Below are 16,309 nucleotides of genomic sequence, written 5' to 3' on the forward strand. Positions count from 1 at the left end.
ACAGGGAACAAGGAACTGCATGAAGCCGATCTGGATAGTGGATGACGACCAATCGATCCGCTTCGTGCTGGAAAAGGCGCTCTTGCGCGAAGACCTGCCGACCCGCAGCTTCACCAACACGCGCGAGGTGCTGGCCGCGCTCGAAGCCGCGGCCGACGACGAGATGCAGGGGCCCCAGGTGCTGGTGAGCGACATCCGCATGCCGGGCGGCTCGGGCCTCGACCTGCTCGACAAGATCAAGGCCAAGCATCCGGGCCTGCCGGTCATCATCATGACCGCGTTCTCCGACCTCGACAGCGCCGTCTCGGCCTTCCAGGGCGGCGCCTTCGAGTACCTGCCGAAGCCCTTCGACCTGCCGCGCGCGGTGGAACTGATCCGCCGCGCGGTCGACGAAAGCCAGCGCGAGGAAGTGTCCGAGGAGCGCATGGCCGCCGCCCCCGAGATGCTGGGCCAGGCACCGGCGATGCAGGACGTGTTCCGCGCCATCGGGCGGCTGTCGCAAAGCAATGTGACGGTGCTGATCACCGGCGAATCTGGCTCCGGCAAGGAACTGGTGGCGCGCGCCCTGCACAAACATTCGCCACGCGCCAACGGCCCGTTCGTCGCGATCAACACCGCTGCCATCCCGAAGGACCTGCTCGAAAGCGAGCTCTTCGGCCACGAGCGGGGCGCCTTCACCGGCGCGCAGACCATGCGCCGGGGACGCTTCGAACAAGCCGAGGGGGGCACCCTGTTCCTCGACGAGATCGGCGACATGCCCTTCGACCTGCAGACGCGTCTTCTGCGCGTGCTGAGCGACGGCCATTTCTACCGCGTCGGCGGCCACAACTCGGTCAAGGCCAACGTGCGCGTGATCGCGGCCACGCACCAGGACCTGGAGCAGCGCGTCAAGATCGGCGGCTTTCGCGAAGACCTGTTCCACCGCCTCAACGTGATCCGGCTGCGGCTGCCGGCCCTGCGCGAGCGCGGCGAAGACGTCCCCGCGCTCACGCGCCATTTCCTGCAGCAGAGCGCCAAGCAGCTCGGCGTCGAGCCCAAGCGCATCTCCGAAGCGGCGCTCGCGCAGCTCGCGACCTTCTCTTTTCCCGGCAACGTGCGGCAGCTGGAGAACATCTGCCACTGGCTGACGGTGATGGCGCCGGCGCAGCTGATCGAAGCCAAGGACCTGCCGCCGGAGGTGATGGCCGGTTCTGCCGCCGCCGTTGCGGCGCCGGCTGCCGCCGTAGCCGAACGCGAAGCCGCGGCAGCCCCTTCTGCGGCTGCTGCCGTGGCCTCGGCTTCCGCCGCACCCTCCGCGCCCGCTGCAGGCGCTGCCGCGGTCGGCTCGGCTTCTTGGGAGGCCGGGCTCGAACAGGAGGCCCAGAGCCTGCTGGCGGCCGGGCGCAACGATGTCTGGGACGTGCTGTCGCGCCGTTTCGAATCGCGCCTGATCCTTACGGCGCTGGCCAATACGCGCGGCCGCCGCATCGAGGCTGCGCAGAAGCTCGGCATCGGCCGCAACACGATCACGCGCAAGATCCAGGAACTCGGCCTGGAATAACTGCAGGCGCGCCGGCGCTCAGCGGCTGCGCTGCCCCAGGGTCAGCGTATCGAGCTGGAACTGGCCGCTCTTGTCCCACAGCCAGGTATCGACGTAGGTGTGCGCGCCCAGCTTGCCCGGGGCCGGCAGGGGCGAGGCGTCGCGGATCAGCTCGGCGATCTTTCCGCTCACCTCCGGCGCATGGCTCGGCGTGCGGCTGAAGTGCACGCCTGTGACGCGTCCGCTGCTGTCGACGTCGGTTTCGGTCACCACCACCGCATACACGAGCGGCGGGATCTTCCCCTTGTAGATGCGCTGGGGGTACTTGTTGTAGATGTGCCGGGCGCCGATCTTCCGATAGGTTCGCACGGCCGGCGTCTGCGCGGTGATGAGCCGCACGGTGGGCACATTTTCCGATGGCCGCGATGGTTCTTCCGCCGGGGCTTTGGCGCCGGGCGAGGGCACTTCGCCAGTGGCGCTCGGCTTCAACGCCGAGCAGGCGGAAAGGCCGAGCACGGCCGCGAGAAGGGCGAGGTGAAGGATTCGTTTCATGCGTCGAGCTCCAGTGTCACGGGTGCATGGTCGCTGGGCTTGTCCCACTTGCGCGGCACGCGGTCGATGGTGCAACTCTTCGCATGCGGCACCAGCGGCTCGCTCACCAGGATGTGATCGATGCGAAGTCCCCGGTTCTTTTGATAACCCAGCATGCGGTAGTCCCACCACGAGTAGCTCTTCTCGGGCTGCTCGAACAGGCGGAAGCTGTCGGCGAGGCCGAGGCCAAGCAGGGCCTTGAAATGCTCGCGCTCCTCGGTCGTGTGATGAATGGTCTCGGCCAGCCCGACGGGGTCGAAGCTGTCGCGATCCTCCGGCGCGATGTTGAAGTCGCCGAGCAGGACCAGCCTGGGATGTGCCGCGAGCTCCTCGCGCAGCCACTCGCGCATGGCGCGCAGCCAGCTCATCTTGTAGGCGAACTTCTCGGTGCCCGGTGCCTGGCCGTTGACGAAGTAGCCGTTGACGACGCGCAGCTCGCCGGCCGGCGTGTCGATGGTGGCACTGATGACGCGCGAGTGATCGTCGGCAAAGCCGCCGATATTCTTCGCCACGTCGCGCACCGGGGCCAGGCTCAGGATCGCGACGCCGTTGTAGGTCTTCTGGCCGAACACCGCCGCGTGATAACCGGCCGACTGCAGCACGTCGAGCGGGAACTTGTCGTCGCTCATCTTGAGCTCCTGCAGGCACAGCACCTCGACCGGGTTGGCGATCAGCCAGTCGAGCACGTGCTGCAGGCGAGCGGTGAGGGAATTGACGTTCCAGGTGGCAATTTTCATAAGTTGCGCAAGAGTACCCGAGTTGGGATCGCCCATGCCCGCGCCAGCGCCGGTGCGCTTCATGCCGGTGGCACCACCTGGAGCGGATGGTCGAGATGGCTGAGGAACCAGTCGCGTGCCAGCGCCGAAACGGCGCCGAGCGCGCCGGGCTCTTCGAAAAGATGGGTCGCGCCAGGCACGATCGCCATGTGCTTCTGGCAGCGCAGCAAGGCGAGCGCTTGCCGATTCAGTTCGATCACCGCCCTGTCGTTGCCGCCGACGACCAGCAGCGTCGGCGCGCGAACGCGCGCCAGCGCCTGCCCGGCCAGGTCCGGCCGGCCGCCGCGGGAGACCACGGCGCAAACCGTATCGGGCCGCTGTGCCGCCGCCGCCAGTGCCGCCCCGGCGCCGGTGCTCGCACCGAAGTAGCCGATGTTCAGGCTGGAGGTTCGCCCTTGAGCGCGCAGCCAGTCGGTCAAGTCGATGAGCCGGTCGGCGAGCAAGGCGATGTCGAAGCGCAATTGGCGCGTGCGTTCGTCGGCCGCTCCTTCGGCAGGTGTCAGCAGATCGACGAGCACCGTCGCCAAGCCGGCCTCGTTGAGCTGCTGGGCAACCTGGCGATTGCGCGGACTGAGGCGGCTGCTCCCGCTTCCATGCGCGAACAGCACGAGTCCGCGAGCCCTGATCGGCAGGCTCAGGTCGGCCTCGAGCATCGTGCTGCGCAAGTCGATTCGAAGCGCGAGCTGCTCCATGGATTCGGGTCCGGAGTCCATGACTACATCCCCGAGGGATAGGTCTCAGGCGCCTCGGCGTTCCATCCGGCTTCGCGCTCCAGCGGCTCGACCGCACGTGACTCATCGAAGTGAAGCAGCGCGTCGAATTGCGCTGGCAGCTGCGCGAAGAAGTAGTGGCTCTGGCGTTCGGTTCCGGGCCGGTAGATGACGCCGATCGCGCGCTCGAGCCGAGCTTCCTGCAATGCCGGAACGTGGCTGCCTCCGCCGCGCAGGGGCAGCATGAAGCGTTCGAATCCGGTCTCATGCATGAGACCTTCGTAGCTGTCGGATCGCGAAGGCAGAACCTGCTTGCGCTCGGCCGCTGCGCCCCAGTCGGATGCGGCCGTCACGGTGCCGACGTGGGTCGTGAAGCCGACCAGCACCGCATCGCGGCCATGGCGCTCGCGCACCAGTTGGCCGACGTTGAGTTCGCCGCGCCGCTGCCCCATCTCCGTCGCACGCGCGTCGCCGAGATGGGAGTTGTGAGCCCACACCACGATCTTGGGACGCTCGCCGCGCCGCCCCAGGTGGCGCTCGAGCTCGCCCAGCGTTTCGCTCATGTGCTGGTCGCGCAGGTTCCATGAGGACACGTCGCTCAGGTACATCGAGCGGTAGTACGCCTCGGCGTTCTTGACCAGGCGAGCGTTTTGCTCGGCGTCGAATGCTTCTTCCTCGTCCGCAGCGCTGCCGCCGCGTCCGGCAGCAGCGGCGCGACGGCGCATCTCGACCAGCATGCCGATCACCTCCTGCTCGCAAGACGATGCGGAGCCGAGGCCGACCATCAGGCCATAGACCTGGCTGTCGTCGCCGTACTGGTCGAAGCAGGCATAGCGCTCGCGGGCGCGCCGCGCCGTTTCGGCATCCGTCTTGTCGAAGTATCCCAGCACGGCCTCCATCGAGCTCATCAGGCTGTAGAGGTCGAGTCCGTAGAAGCCTGTTCTTTCCCGTGCCGGCCTGGCCTCGTTGAAGGCGCGCTGCCATTCGACGAAGTCGAGGACATCGGTGTTGCGCCACATCCAGGTCGGAAAGCGCTTGAAGCCGGCCAGCGCATCGAGGGCTGACGCGTCGTCGCTCGTGCCTCGCACGAATCGATTGATCCGATAGGCATCGGGCCAGTCGCCTTCGATCGCCACGGCCCCGAAGCCTTTATCCGCCATCAAGCGCCGGGTGATGTTTGCACGCTCGCGGTAGAACTCGTGCGTGCCGTGGGAAGCTTCGCCGAGCAGCACGACATGCGCATCGCCGATCAGCTCGAGCAGCGCACCGTAGTCTTCGTCAGAGCCGCTCAGGGGATGCGCCGCGAAACGCAGCGCGTCGACCTCTTTCGAAATGTTGGTCGATCTCATCGTCTTCACCTGCGCCGGTTGGCGAACAGGCAGCCGGCCGCGAGGCCGATCGCGAATGCGCCATACATGGCGGACATCGCAGGCTTCGACAGCCGATGCTCGAAACCGGGTCTGAGTCTTTCGGGCGTGACGGTGTAGTCGACCACGCACGAGACCGCTGCCGCCGCCGTGGCACCCGCCAAGGCAGCAGGAATCGACTGGGCACCTTGCCGATTGCCGTACACCCACGCATACAAGGTCGCCCAGAAGATGGCGGCGAGGTGGTGAGTCAGGTAACCCACTCCGGTATGACGAAGGGTCGCGCGGTCGGCAGCGAGAGACTCTTTCCCCCATAGCCAGTGACTGGTCGCATTGGTCGGCGCAACGGCGCTGCCTGTCTCGCGCCGTCCCGCGAGCATCAATGCCGCCGTGGACAGCACGCTCGCCCCGGCCCCGGCGATCAGCCCGGTTCGCAGCGCCGAGCGTGCCCGCGAGTCTTCGGGCCGTCTTGATGATTCACGCCCAACGCGACCCTGGCCGGCCGCAGGGGGGATGACCCTGCTCGTGGTGACGGATACGGGATCACTGGCCGGGAATGATTCTTCCACGCCATGGTCGAGCGCCGATTCCGTCGGTTCCTGCGTCGACTGCTCCTCCGGATGGAGCGGTGCGCCGTGGTCCTCGGAGGTAGGAAACCGGAACGCTTCAGTGGTGCTTTGTGCCATGTTGGACTCCTTTCAGAATCCAACCATCGCGCGATCGTGAGGTCCCGCATGTGGGCGGTGGTGCCCCTTGATGTAGGGATTTTTCTCGAACCGGCGGTCCGCCCCGGTCAGGAACCGGGAGTTGGCGTGTCGGCTGCCCGGCCAGCGGCCGTGCGGTCGCGCCAGATGTCTACCACTGCGAGGGTGACCGCGAGCACCAGCGGCCCTAGGACAAGGCCGGATGCGCCGAACAGGAGCAGGCCGCCGACGATTGCAATGAAGACCAGCAGCGTATGCAGACGCAGCTTGTTGCCGACAAAGATGGGGTAGAGAAGATTGTCGATGAGCGCAACCACCACCGATCCCCAGATGGTCAAGATCAGAGCCTTCTCCCAACTGCCTTCCATCGCCAAGAGAATGGCAGCGGGAATCCAGACAATGGCCGCGCCCATGATCGGCAACACCGACAGCACGAACATCACCGCGCCCCACAGCAGCGGCGCCGGCAGGCCGAGCCACCAGAACATGAGGCCGCCCAGCAGGCCTTGAACCGCTGCCACCAGCAGCGTTCCGAAAACGCTCGCGCGAACAACCTCTGCAATCCGCTTGAAGAGCCGGTTCGTCTCGCGTGTCGTCAACGGCATTGTCGAACGCAGGTAGCCCAATGCCAGTTCCCGATCGCGCAACAGGTAGAACAGCGCGAAGAAGGTGATCAAGAGCTCCATGCCCGCCCACAACGAGCCGGTCACCAGCTTCGACAAGCCCGGTGCGAACCGCTTCGACAGCTCTTCGCCCGAGGGGGCATGCCGTGCGACCAGCGAAGCGAGCGGCGCAAGTGTCGGATTGCTTCGCATCGCCTTGTTGATCCTGCTCTGGACCGATTCCGAGCGCAGGTTCTCCAAGCCATCCTTCACCTTGCCCGCGACACTCGGCGCCGTTGCGGCGATGGGTACGGCGATGAACATGATCAGCGCCGCCGTGGCCAAGCCGGCGCTGACATTGCGACGGGCAATCCGCCTGGCCAACCATTGATGCAGCCGGTAGCCGATGATGGCCAGGGCCAGTGCCCATGCCAGCGCCGGAACGAACGGCTGCGTCAGCTTCCAGCACAGGTAGAGCGCCAACGCGGTGATCACGATCAGCACCAAAGCAGAGGTACGCGCTCGCGTCAGCCAGCCGGCGTCGTTTCGCTCCTCGGGATCTGCAGCTTCTGACGATGAAGGTTTCGGCATCGAGCGCAGGATACATGGCGCCCGGGCGTCCTACCACCCGGACGCTCGGCCGGGCTCACAACCGGTCGCGCAAGCGGTAGTACATCATTCCGAGGACCAGGGCCGGCGTGCGAAGCCTGGATCCGCCGGGGAAGAGGTGATGCCTGATGCGTGCAAACAGATCGAAGCGCTCCGCCTGTCCCGCGACGGCTTCGGCCGCGAGCTTGCCCGCCATGCCAGCCAGCGCGATGCCGTGCCCGCAGAAGCCCTGCAGGTAGTAGATGTTGTGGCCCAGGCGACCGAAGTCGGGCGCCTTGTTCATGGTGATGTCGACGAAGCCGCCCCAGGCGTAGGGAATTTCCAGTCCGGCCAGTTGCGGAAACACGCCGAGCATGCTCTTGCGGATCCGTGCGATGAGGTTGCGCGGTGCGGTGGCGCTGTAGCTGTCGCCTGCACCGAACAGAAGCCGGTGATCGGCGCTCAAGCGAAAGTAGTCGAGCACGAAGTTGGTATCGGAAGCCGCCGGCCGGCCTCGCATGAGAACGTCCGCGCGCTCCTGGCCCATCGGTTCGGTGGCGATCATGTAGGTGCCGACCGGCATGATCCGCGCCGAGACTTCGGGTGCCACGTCGTCGCCGTACTCGGCCAGGTAGACATTGCCGGCCAGGATGACGAAGCGGCACCGAACCTCGCCCTGCGCCGTCTTGACGACCGGCCTGTCGCCGCGGTGGATCACATACGCGGCCGAGTGCTCGTGGATCCGCACGCCGGCTGCCTGGGCGGCAGCGGCCAGGCCGAGGCAATACTTGAGCGGATGCAGGTGGCCGGAGCCGGGGTCGAACACGCCCGAGTCGAAGCGTTCGCTGGCCACCCACTGGCCGATGTCGCCGGGGCCGATCCATTCGAGCGGGTATCCGTAGCGCTGCATCACATGGTCCATCCATCCACGCAGCGCCCGCGACTTGGCGGGCTTGACGGCGAGACTTAGGAAGCCGGGCTGCCATTCGCAGTCGATGGCATGGCGCTGGATGCGCTCGCGCAGCAGGTGCAGTCCTTCCAACGAAATGTCCCAGGCTCGCCGCGCGTCCTCGCGCGGAAACTGCTTTTCGATTGCGCGTTCGCCGTCCGAACCGAAGCCGACGATCACCTGGCCGCCATTGCGGCCCGAGGCGCCCCAGCCGATGCGCTGCGCTTCGATCAGCACCACAGCGTAGCCGCGTGCAGCCAGTTCGAGCGCGGCGGACACGCCTGCGTAGCCGCCGCCGACCACGCAGACGTCGGCGCTGATGACCTCGGCCAGCGACTGCGTGGGAGCGGGTCGCCGGACACTGGCCTCGTAGTAGGAGTTCTCGATGACGCCGAGTTCTTTGCGCAGCAGCAATTCAGCTCACCCGGAAGTTGAGGAACTGCCATGGGTCCTCCCGGTCCATGTCCTCGTCGAAAAGATCGCTGCGGTCCTTCAGCGGCGTCCAGTCGCCGTACACCCCCGTGACTTCGCCCAGGTAGGGCAGCGCGACTTCGAGCACGGTCTGGTGATCGATCTCGTCCGGCTCGACCAGGCCGGCATCGGGATTGCGCAAGACCCACACCATGCCGCCCAGAACGCCGGCCACCACCTGCAGGCTGGTGGCGTTGTTGTGGGGAGCGAGTTCGCGGGCCTGCTCGATGGTCATGCGCGAGCCGAACCAGTACACGCCTTTCGGATTGCCCATCAGAAGCACGCCGAGCTCGTCCATGCCTTCGCTGATCTCTTCTCGCATGATCCGCTTGCTGTGCTGCAGCTGCCAGTTCTTGCCGGCCATCTCGTGCAGCGACAACACGGCGTCGTCGCAAGGGTGATACGCGTAGTGCACCGTGGGCCGGTACACCACCTCGCCGTCTTTGCGCAAGGTCAGGTGGTCGGCGATCGAGATCGATTCCGCGTGCGAGACGAGGAAGCCGTGGTAGGGGCCTTCCATCGGCGTCCAGCTGCGCACTCGCGTACCGATGCCGGGCTGGCGCAGATAGATTGCCGCATCGCAGCCGAAGCCGTGTCGACTTGCATCGGTCGGCCAATGCCTCTCGTGGACACCCCAACCCAGCTCGGCAGGCTGCAATCCTTCATTGACAAAGCCGTCCACGGACCAGGTGTTGACGAACTCGCCTCTTGCCTTGCGCTGGCGCGAGATCTGAGTGTCGCGTTCGGCAATGTGAATGACCTTGATCTCGAGCTTCCAGGCCAGCGCGGCCCAGTCCTCGTAGCTTTCTGGCGGCTCCACCTGCACATGGAGGTCGGCCGCGATGTTGAGAAGCGCCTGTTTGACAAGAGCCGACACCAGCCCCGGATTGGCGCCCTGCGTGACAACCGCCGTCGGTCCGGTTCGCTTGTCCAGGCGGAAGGCCAGCATCTCTTCGCGCAAGCCGTAGTTGGACCGCCGCGACAAGGGCAGGGATGGATCGTCGTAGCGGCCGCCCCAGGGTTCGTTGCAGGTGTCCAGATAGAAGGCGCCAAGGCGGCGACAGAGCTTGATCAAGGCGAGGCTGGATACGTCGACGGAGAGATTGAGCAGGAAGTCCCCCTTGCCGAGCAGCGGCTCCAGCACGGCGATGTGGTTGCCTTCGTCGAGCGCAGCCGCGATCACTTCGATTCCGAGCTCGGCTGCGATTCCCGTCCTGTCTCCGCTCGGGTTCACGACCTTGAGCCTGTCGGGCTTCAGCCCCAGGTGCCGCAGCAGGAAGGGGGCGACCGCCTGGCCGACGACACCGAAACCGATCAGCACCAAGCGGCCTTTGAAGTGAACCTGAGCGCCTCTCTTGGTCATCACGCCACCTTGTTGTCAGTCGTTGGAATTTGGAGTTGAAGCAGTACGGAAGGGCATCCATCCATGCCTGCTTGCTGACGTCCGAAAGATCATGCTCGACGATGCCGTCGACAAGGGCGTCAGCAGGTCCATGAGTCTTCTGTAGGACGCTGCATTGGCCATGGCGCCGCGCTGCTGCGGGCCCTTCGTCCGGCTTGGAAGATATCCCTCAGTGGGGCGGGCCGCCCGCTGACCTCGGGGACCGTCGCAGGGCGGCACCGTCGCCCAATGGCTGGAACACCTGGCGACGCCCGCATCGGAATCTCGGGCTGGCGATACAAACCATGGCGCGGGCGGTTCTACCCGCCCGGGCTTGCGCAGCGTCGGGAACTCGAGTTCGCGTCGCGCATGCTGCCCACGATCGAGCTCAACGGATCTTTCTATTCGTTGCAGCGACCCGAGTCGTACCAGGCATGGCATGACGAGACGCCGGACGACTTCGTGTTCGCAGTCAAGGGCTCGCGCTACATCACGCACATGCTTCGGCTGAAGGACGTGCGCATTCCGTTGGCTAACTTTCTTGCTTCGGGACTGTTCGCCCTGCGTTCGAAGCTGGGTCCGATCCTGTGGCAGTTCCCGCCGAACCTGCCCTACGACCCCGAGCGTCTCGAGGCCTTCCTCTCGATGCTGCCGGGCGACACGCAGGAGGCGCTCGCCCTCGCGCGCGCCCATGACGAGCGCCTCGAAGGCCGCACCTGGCTGAAGCGGCCCGTCCGACGGCGAATGCGGCATGCCGTCGAAGTGCGTCATCCCAGCTTCGTCGACCCCGGCTTCATCGCCATGTTGCGCCGGCACAAGGTCGCGCTGGTGGTCGCCGATACGGCCGGACGCTGGCCGCTGCTCGAGGATCTGACGGCCGATTTCGTCTATGTGAGGCTGCATGGCGACAAGGAGCTCTACGCCAGCGGCTATGGTGACGCGGCGCTCGACCGGTGGGCAGAGCGCATCGACGCCTGGCGTCACGGCCGCCAGGTGAACGATGCGCGAAGGGCATCGCCGCAGCCGGCGTCGCGCCGGGCCCGGCGCGACGTCTTTTGCTATTTCGACAATGACGTCAAGGTGCACGCGCCGTACGACGCGGCGCACCTGGCCACGCGGCTCGGCGTGGCGAACGGGCTGGGTCCGGATCGGACCTTCATCCCGCCGCCGGGGTTCGTGGTCCCGCGCCGTGCGGCCTGACGTCAGGTGTCGGCGAAGCGGTCGAACAGCACGCCCCGCAGCCACTGGTTGCCCGGATCGCGATGGAAGCGTGCATGCCAGAACGCGTTGATCGCGATCTGCGGCAGCGCCACCGGGTGCGTGCGCCAGACCAGCCCGAAGGGCTCGGCGATGCTTTGCGCCAAGCGCTCGGGCACGGTGGCGATCATCGGCGTGGAGCGCAGGATATGGCCGATGGCCACGAAGTGCGGCACCGTGAGCCGGATGCGGCGGGCAATGCCCTGCGTGGCCATGAGCTCGTCGACCTGGCCGTGGCCGGTGCCCGCGGCCTTGACCAGCAGGTGCTCGGCGGCAGAGAAATCCTTCAGCGTCACCTTCGGCTTGGCCGCGAGCGGATGCCCGGCGCTGAACAGGCAGACGTAGCGCTGCTTGAACAGCCGGCGCTGGAAGATGCTGGCCTTCAACTGCGGCAGGAGTCCGATCGCGATGTCCACCTGGCCGGCCTCCATGGCGTCGCGCAGGTTGACGGCGGTGTTGCGCACGGTGCTGATGGTCACGCCCGGCGCTGCGCGCGACAGCACCTCCATGAGCACCGGCGCGAAGTAGATCTCGCCGATGTCCGTCATCGCGAGCGTGAAGCTGCGCGTGCTGGTGGCCGGATCGAAGACGGTCTGCTGATTGAGCGCCTCATGCAGCGTGCCCATCGCATAGGCCACCGGTTCCGCGAGCTGCAGCGCGAAGGGCGTGGGCTCCATGCCGCGCGCGGTGCGCAGGAACAGCTCGTCGCCGAAGGCCCGGCGCAGCCGCGCCAGCGCATTGCTGATGGCCGGCTGCGAGAGGCCCAGCGATTCCGCCACGGCCGAGACGCGCTTTTCGGCCAGCATCCGGTCGAAGACCAGCAGCAGGTTGAGGTCGATGTCCCTGAGCTCCAATGCGGTACCTTTATTCACATCGGTGATTCAATGAATTCACGAGATTCTATTGGCCAATGTGGGAGGGATGCCGATGATCGGCGCCATGGAACTGCATGTCCGTCCCTTCGCACGCACCATCGAGGTCCGCCCCGGCGCGAACCTGCTCGAGGTGCTGCGCGAGCATCAGGTGCCGGTTTCCTACAGCTGCATGGCCGGGCGCTGCGGCACCTGCCGCTGCAAGGTGGTCGAAGGGCGGGTGCTCGATGCGGGGCAGGGGCAGGACGCGATGCGGCCCGACGGCGCGCGCGAAAGCCATGTGCTGGCCTGCCAGAGCACGCTGACCGAGAACTGCACCATCGAGATTCCCGAGCCTGACGAAGTGGTCGTGCACCCGGCGCGCATCGTCAAGGCCACCATCGCCGAGATCGAGACGCTCACGCACGACATCCGGCGATTGCGCCTGAAGCCGGCCAAGCCCTTGTCGTTCTCGCCGGGCCAGTACGCCCAGCTGCAGTTCGCGCCCGAGCACGTGCGGCCCTATTCGATGGCTCGGCTCAGCGGCGATGCGGAACTCGAATTCCACGTGCGGCGCGTGCCCGGTGGCCGCGTGACCGACTACGTCTTCGAGCAGTTGAAGCCCGGCGACGCGGTCCGCGTCAGCGGCCCGATGGGCGCCGCCTACCTGCGTACGCGGCACACCGGCCCGATCCTCTGCGCGGCCGGCGGCACGGGGCTGGCGCCCGTGCTTGCCATCGTGCGCGGCGCGGTCGAGGCCGGCATGCCCAACCCGATCCACCTCTACTTCGGCGTGCGATCGGATGCCGACGTCTACGGCCTCGAAGAGCTGCGCGAACTCCAGGCGCTGCACGCGGGACTCCAGGTGCACGTGGTCTGCGTATCGGGGGCGGCGCGTCCGGGCGCACGCCAAGGGCTGATCACCGATGCCATCCGCTCCGACTGGCCGGGCGGCTTCGAGGGCTGGCGCGCCTACCTCTGCGGCTCGCCGCCGATGGTCGAAGCGGTCACGCTGCTGCTGAAGGACCGCGGCCTGGCCTTGGAAAAGATCCATGCCGATGCCTTCTACATGCAGGGCGCATGAGAAAAGCGTCGAAGAACGAAAGGAGACCCCATGACGACACCGCCATCCACCGTGTTCCCAGAGAAGATCCACTGGGAATCGGAGAAGACCAGCCGCATCCCCTTCATGGCCTACATCGGCGAGGACCAGCACAAGAAGGAGCTGGAGCGCTTCTTCTACAGCAAGCATTGGTGCTACGTCGGCCTCGAAGCCGAGATCCCGAATGCCGGCGATTTCAAGCGCACCGCGATCGGCGAGCGCTCGGTGATCATGGTGCGCGACGCCGATGGCGGCATCAACGTGGTGGAGAACGTCTGCGCGCACCGCGGCATGCGCTTCTGCCGCGAGCGCCAGGGCAACCGCAAGGAGTTCGTCTGCCCCTACCACCAGTGGAACTACACGCTCAAGGGCGACCTGCAGGGCGTGCCCTTCCGGCGCGGCGTCAAGCAGGACGGCAAGGTCAACGGCGGCATGCCGGCCGACTTCAAGACCGAGGAGAACAGCCTCAACAAGCTCAAGGTGGCGACGCGCGGCGGCGTGGTGTTCGCCTCTTTCGACCATGAAGTGGAGTCGCTGGAAGACTTCATGGGGCCGGCGATCCTGCACTACTTCGACCGCCTGTTCGACGGCCGCAAGCTCAAGATCCTGGGCTACAACCGCCAGCGCATTCCGGGCAACTGGAAGCTCATGCAGGAGAACATCAAGGACCCGTACCACCCGGGGCTGCTGCACACCTGGTTCGTCACCTTCGGCCTCTGGCGCGCGGATAACAAGTCGGAGCTCAAGATGGACGCGCACGGCCGCCACGCCGCGATGATCTCGACGCGAGGCAACGCGGGCAAGGCCGCGCAGGTCACGCAGGTGTCGAGCTTCAAGGAGAGCATGCAGCTCAAGGACCCGCGCTTCCTAGACATCGTGCCCGAGCCCTGGTGGGGCGGCCCGACCGCTGTGATGACCACGCTGTTCCCGAGCGTGATCCTGCAGCAGCAGGTCAACAGCGTGTCGACGCGCCATATCCAGCCCGTGGGCCACGACGCCTTCGATTTCGTCTGGACGCACTTCGGCTTCGAGGACGACAGCGAAGAGATGCAGCAGCGGCGCCTGCGCCAGGCCAATCTGTTCGGCCCGGCCGGCTTCGTCTCCGCCGACGACGGCGAGGTCATCGAGTTCTCGCAGCAGGGCTTCGAGCAGAAGCCCTACCACCGCACCCTGGCCGAGCTCGGCGGGCGCGAGGTGGAGGACACCGACCACATGGTGACCGAGACGCTGATCCGCGGCATGTACAAGTACTGGCGCGAGGTGATGGAGAAATGAAGCTCAACCCCAGGCTCCCCCACTTCGTGTGGTCCGCCAACCCCCTCACCGGGGGCAACACCGGCGGCCCGGCAAAGCCGGTTCCGCGGTGTTCACCGACTGACGTGCGCGGCTTGGCGCGCCGCGCCTCGCACAACCTCAGATGGAGCACCTGAGATGAACGTCGAGGACTATTTCGCGCTGAGCCAGCTCTACGCCGACTACGCGCGGGCCGTCGATTCCGGCAACTGGGATCTGTGGCCCGCCTTCTTCATCGAGGACTGCAGCTACCGCCTGCAGCCGCGCGAGAACCACGAACGCGGCCTGCCGCTGGCCACGCTGTCTTTCGAAAGCCGCGGCATGCTGGAAGACCGCGTCTACGGCATCCGCGAGACGCTGTTCCACGATCCCTACTACCAGCGCCACGTGGTGGGCCTGCCGCTGGTGCATGGCGTGGACGAGGACGGCACGATCCGCAGCGAAGCCAACTACGCGGTGTTCCGCACCAAGCTCAGCGAGCTCTCCACCGTCTTCAACGTCGGCCGCTACATCGATACCGTCGTGCGCAGGCCCGAGGGCCTGAAATTCGCCTCGCGCCTCGTCGTCTACGACAGCGAGATGATCCCGAATTCCATCATCTATCCGATCTGAACATCACCCTGCGAGTACGAGCATGAGCACCATTTCCTGGATCGACGCCGCCGCCGCCGACGACCTGCCGGCCGACGACGTGCTGGGCCTCGAAGTCGAAGGCCGCGACCTCGCGCTCTACAGCGTGAACGGCGAGGTCTTCGTCACGAGCAACACCTGCACGCACGGCCAGGCACGGCTGTGCGACGGCTTTCTCGAAGGCCACGAGATCGAGTGCCCGTTGCACCAGGGCAAGTTCGACGTGCGAACAGGGAAGGCCACGTGCGCGCCGGTCACCGACGATCTGCGCACCTATCCGGTGAAGATCGAAGGCGGGCGGGTGTACGTGGCGATCGGCGACTGAGCCGCGCGTCACGAAGACAGGGAGCGCAGGGCAGGTCGCTCCTGCCGCGTGCGCCACCAGAGCATGGCCGCGATCGACAGCGTCACCAGGTTCCACGCGATGCCGTTGACGAAGGCCGCGTGGTAGCTGCCGGTGAGGTCGAACACCTTGCCGGACATCCAGCCGCCCAGCGCCATGCCGAAGAGCGTGCACATGAGCACCGTGCCGACCCGAGCGCCGGCCTCGGCAGGCGGGAAATGCTCGCGCACGATGATGGCGTACGAAGGAACGATGCCGCCTTGGAAAAGCCCGAACAGGGCAGACACCACGAAGAGCGACACCAGTCCGTCGAAGGGCAGGAAGAGCATCAGCGCGATGCATTGAAGCGCGGCGCCGAGGAGCAGCGTGCGCAGCCCCCCGATGCGGTCGCACACGAAGCCCGACACCAGGCGGCTGACGATGCCGCAGGCGAGCATCAGCGACAGCATCTGCGCGCCACGCGCCGCACCGAAGCCGAGGTCGCTGCAGTAGGCCACGATGTGGACCTGGGGCATCGCCATGGCGACGCAGCACGCCACGCCCGAGATGCAGAGCAGGCCCTGCGCCGTGCCGAGGCTGAGTCCGAAGGGCCGCGCATCGGGGGCAGCGGCCCCCGGCGCCGAGGCCGGTGCGTCCGGCTGTACGTCCGGTGGCCGCGGCCGCATGAGCAGCGCCAGCGCCGCCATCGTCAGGCCGCAGAAGATGCCCAGGCCGAAATAGGTCTGGCGCCAGCCGACGAGCTCGACGAAATGCTGCACGATCGGCGGCCAGACCGCGCCGGCCAGGTAGTTGCCGCTGGCGCATACCGCCACCGCGATGCCCCTGCGCTTCACGAACCAGAGCGAGGTGTCGGCGACCAGGGGCGCGAAGGCGGCAGCGCTGCCGAACATGCCGACGAGCACCGCCTGCGCCAGCGTGAACGCAACGATGCCGCCGGACAGGGCGCAGGCGACATAGCCGATGCCAAGGCACAGCGCCCCGAGCAGCAGCGGCCACATCACGCCGAAGCGGTCGGCCAGCCGGCCCATGAACATGCCGCCGATGCCGAAGCCGATCATCAGCAGGGTATAGGGCAGCGACGCATCGGCGCGCGCGATGCCGAATTCGGCCTGCACGGCGGGCAGGACCACGGACACCACGTACATGCCGCTGCTGCCGATGGTCATCAGCAGCAG

The 16,309-nt window shown here is 66.6% G+C and carries 16 protein-coding genes; 6 read left to right on the plus strand and 10 right to left on the minus strand.

Annotated elements, in window-relative coordinates:
* Positions 1-19 precede the first annotated feature (19 nt).
* Positions 20-1,540 carry a nitrogen regulation protein NR(I) gene (ntrC, locus tag EJI01_RS06915; protein ID WP_126836380.1) on the plus strand — a complete coding sequence of 507 codons (1,521 nt, stop codon included), beginning with the start codon at positions 20-22 and terminating at the stop codon, positions 1,538-1,540.
* A gap of 18 nt (positions 1,541-1,558) precedes the next feature.
* Here the strand turns inward: ntrC and EJI01_RS06920 are convergent, their stop codons facing one another.
* The 8 genes from EJI01_RS06920 to EJI01_RS06960 form a co-directional block, all read right to left on the minus strand.
* Positions 1,559-2,071 (minus strand): hypothetical protein, encoded by a 513-nt coding sequence (locus tag EJI01_RS06920; protein ID WP_126836381.1) that lies wholly within the window; start codon positions 2,069-2,071, stop codon positions 1,559-1,561.
* Entirely contained in the window at positions 2,068-2,847 is a 780-nt protein-coding gene (gene xth / locus EJI01_RS06925) for an exodeoxyribonuclease III (RefSeq protein ID WP_126836382.1), read from the minus strand. The genes EJI01_RS06920 and xth overlap by 4 nt, the downstream gene beginning before the upstream one ends.
* Before the next feature lie 59 nt (positions 2,848-2,906).
* Positions 2,907-3,578, minus strand: a complete 672-nt coding sequence (locus tag EJI01_RS06930) for a dienelactone hydrolase family protein (RefSeq protein WP_221885653.1) — start codon at positions 3,576-3,578, stop codon at positions 2,907-2,909.
* 23 nt (positions 3,579-3,601) lie between these two features.
* A complete protein-coding gene (locus EJI01_RS06935; RefSeq protein ID WP_126836384.1) occupies positions 3,602-4,945 on the minus strand; it encodes an erythromycin esterase family protein in 1,344 nt (447 codons plus the stop codon).
* A gap of 5 nt (positions 4,946-4,950) precedes the next feature.
* Positions 4,951-5,649, minus strand: coding sequence for a hypothetical protein (locus EJI01_RS29245; RefSeq protein WP_260602360.1), 699 nt, complete (start codon positions 5,647-5,649; stop codon positions 4,951-4,953).
* 107 nt (positions 5,650-5,756) lie between these two features.
* Positions 5,757-6,860, minus strand: a complete 1,104-nt coding sequence (locus tag EJI01_RS06950) for an AI-2E family transporter (RefSeq protein ID WP_126836385.1) — start codon at positions 6,858-6,860, stop codon at positions 5,757-5,759.
* Positions 6,861-6,915: 55 nt separating this feature from the next.
* Positions 6,916-8,220, minus strand: a complete 1,305-nt coding sequence (locus EJI01_RS06955) for an NAD(P)/FAD-dependent oxidoreductase (protein ID WP_126836386.1) — start codon at positions 8,218-8,220, stop codon at positions 6,916-6,918.
* A 1-nt stretch (position 8,221) separates the two neighbouring features.
* Positions 8,222-9,640, minus strand: coding sequence for a homospermidine synthase (locus EJI01_RS06960; protein WP_126836387.1), 1,419 nt, complete (start codon positions 9,638-9,640; stop codon positions 8,222-8,224).
* 267 nt (positions 9,641-9,907) lie between these two features.
* Here EJI01_RS06960 and EJI01_RS06965 point away from each other — a divergent pair, with 267 nt between their 5' ends.
* The gene (locus EJI01_RS06965; RefSeq protein ID WP_126836388.1) at positions 9,908-10,858 is read left to right on the plus strand and encodes a DUF72 domain-containing protein; all 951 of its coding nucleotides are present in this window, start codon (positions 9,908-9,910) and stop codon (positions 10,856-10,858) included.
* A 2-nt stretch (positions 10,859-10,860) separates the two neighbouring features.
* Here the strand turns inward: EJI01_RS06965 and EJI01_RS06970 are convergent, their stop codons facing one another.
* Positions 10,861-11,769: a LysR family transcriptional regulator gene (locus EJI01_RS06970; protein ID WP_126836578.1), complete on the minus strand. Its 909-nt coding sequence runs from the start codon at positions 11,767-11,769 to the stop codon at positions 10,861-10,863.
* A gap of 85 nt (positions 11,770-11,854) precedes the next feature.
* Between EJI01_RS06970 and EJI01_RS06975 the strand changes: the two genes are divergently transcribed.
* From EJI01_RS06975 to EJI01_RS06990, 4 genes are all read left to right on the plus strand, one after another.
* Positions 11,855-12,850, plus strand: a complete 996-nt coding sequence (locus tag EJI01_RS06975; RefSeq protein ID WP_126836389.1) for a 2Fe-2S iron-sulfur cluster-binding protein — start codon at positions 11,855-11,857, stop codon at positions 12,848-12,850.
* 30 nt (positions 12,851-12,880) lie between these two features.
* Positions 12,881-14,143 carry an aromatic ring-hydroxylating dioxygenase subunit alpha gene (locus tag EJI01_RS06980; RefSeq protein ID WP_126836390.1) on the plus strand — a complete coding sequence of 421 codons (1,263 nt, stop codon included), beginning with the start codon at positions 12,881-12,883 and terminating at the stop codon, positions 14,141-14,143.
* A gap of 156 nt (positions 14,144-14,299) precedes the next feature.
* Positions 14,300-14,773, plus strand: coding sequence for an aromatic-ring-hydroxylating dioxygenase subunit beta (locus tag EJI01_RS06985; RefSeq protein ID WP_126836391.1), 474 nt, complete (start codon positions 14,300-14,302; stop codon positions 14,771-14,773).
* Positions 14,774-14,795: 22 nt separating this feature from the next.
* Positions 14,796-15,116 (plus strand): non-heme iron oxygenase ferredoxin subunit, encoded by a 321-nt coding sequence (locus EJI01_RS06990; protein ID WP_126836392.1) that lies wholly within the window; start codon positions 14,796-14,798, stop codon positions 15,114-15,116.
* Positions 15,117-15,124: 8 nt separating this feature from the next.
* Here EJI01_RS06990 and EJI01_RS06995 read toward each other — a convergent pair whose 3' ends face one another.
* On the minus strand, positions 15,125-16,300 hold the full coding sequence (locus EJI01_RS06995) for an MFS transporter (RefSeq protein WP_126836579.1): 1,176 nt from the start codon (positions 16,298-16,300) through the stop codon (positions 15,125-15,127).
* Positions 16,301-16,309 lie beyond the last annotated feature (9 nt).

It is taken from the genome of Variovorax sp. MHTC-1 (assembly GCF_003984645.1).
Classification (GTDB): Bacteria; Pseudomonadota; Gammaproteobacteria; order Burkholderiales; family Burkholderiaceae_C; genus Variovorax.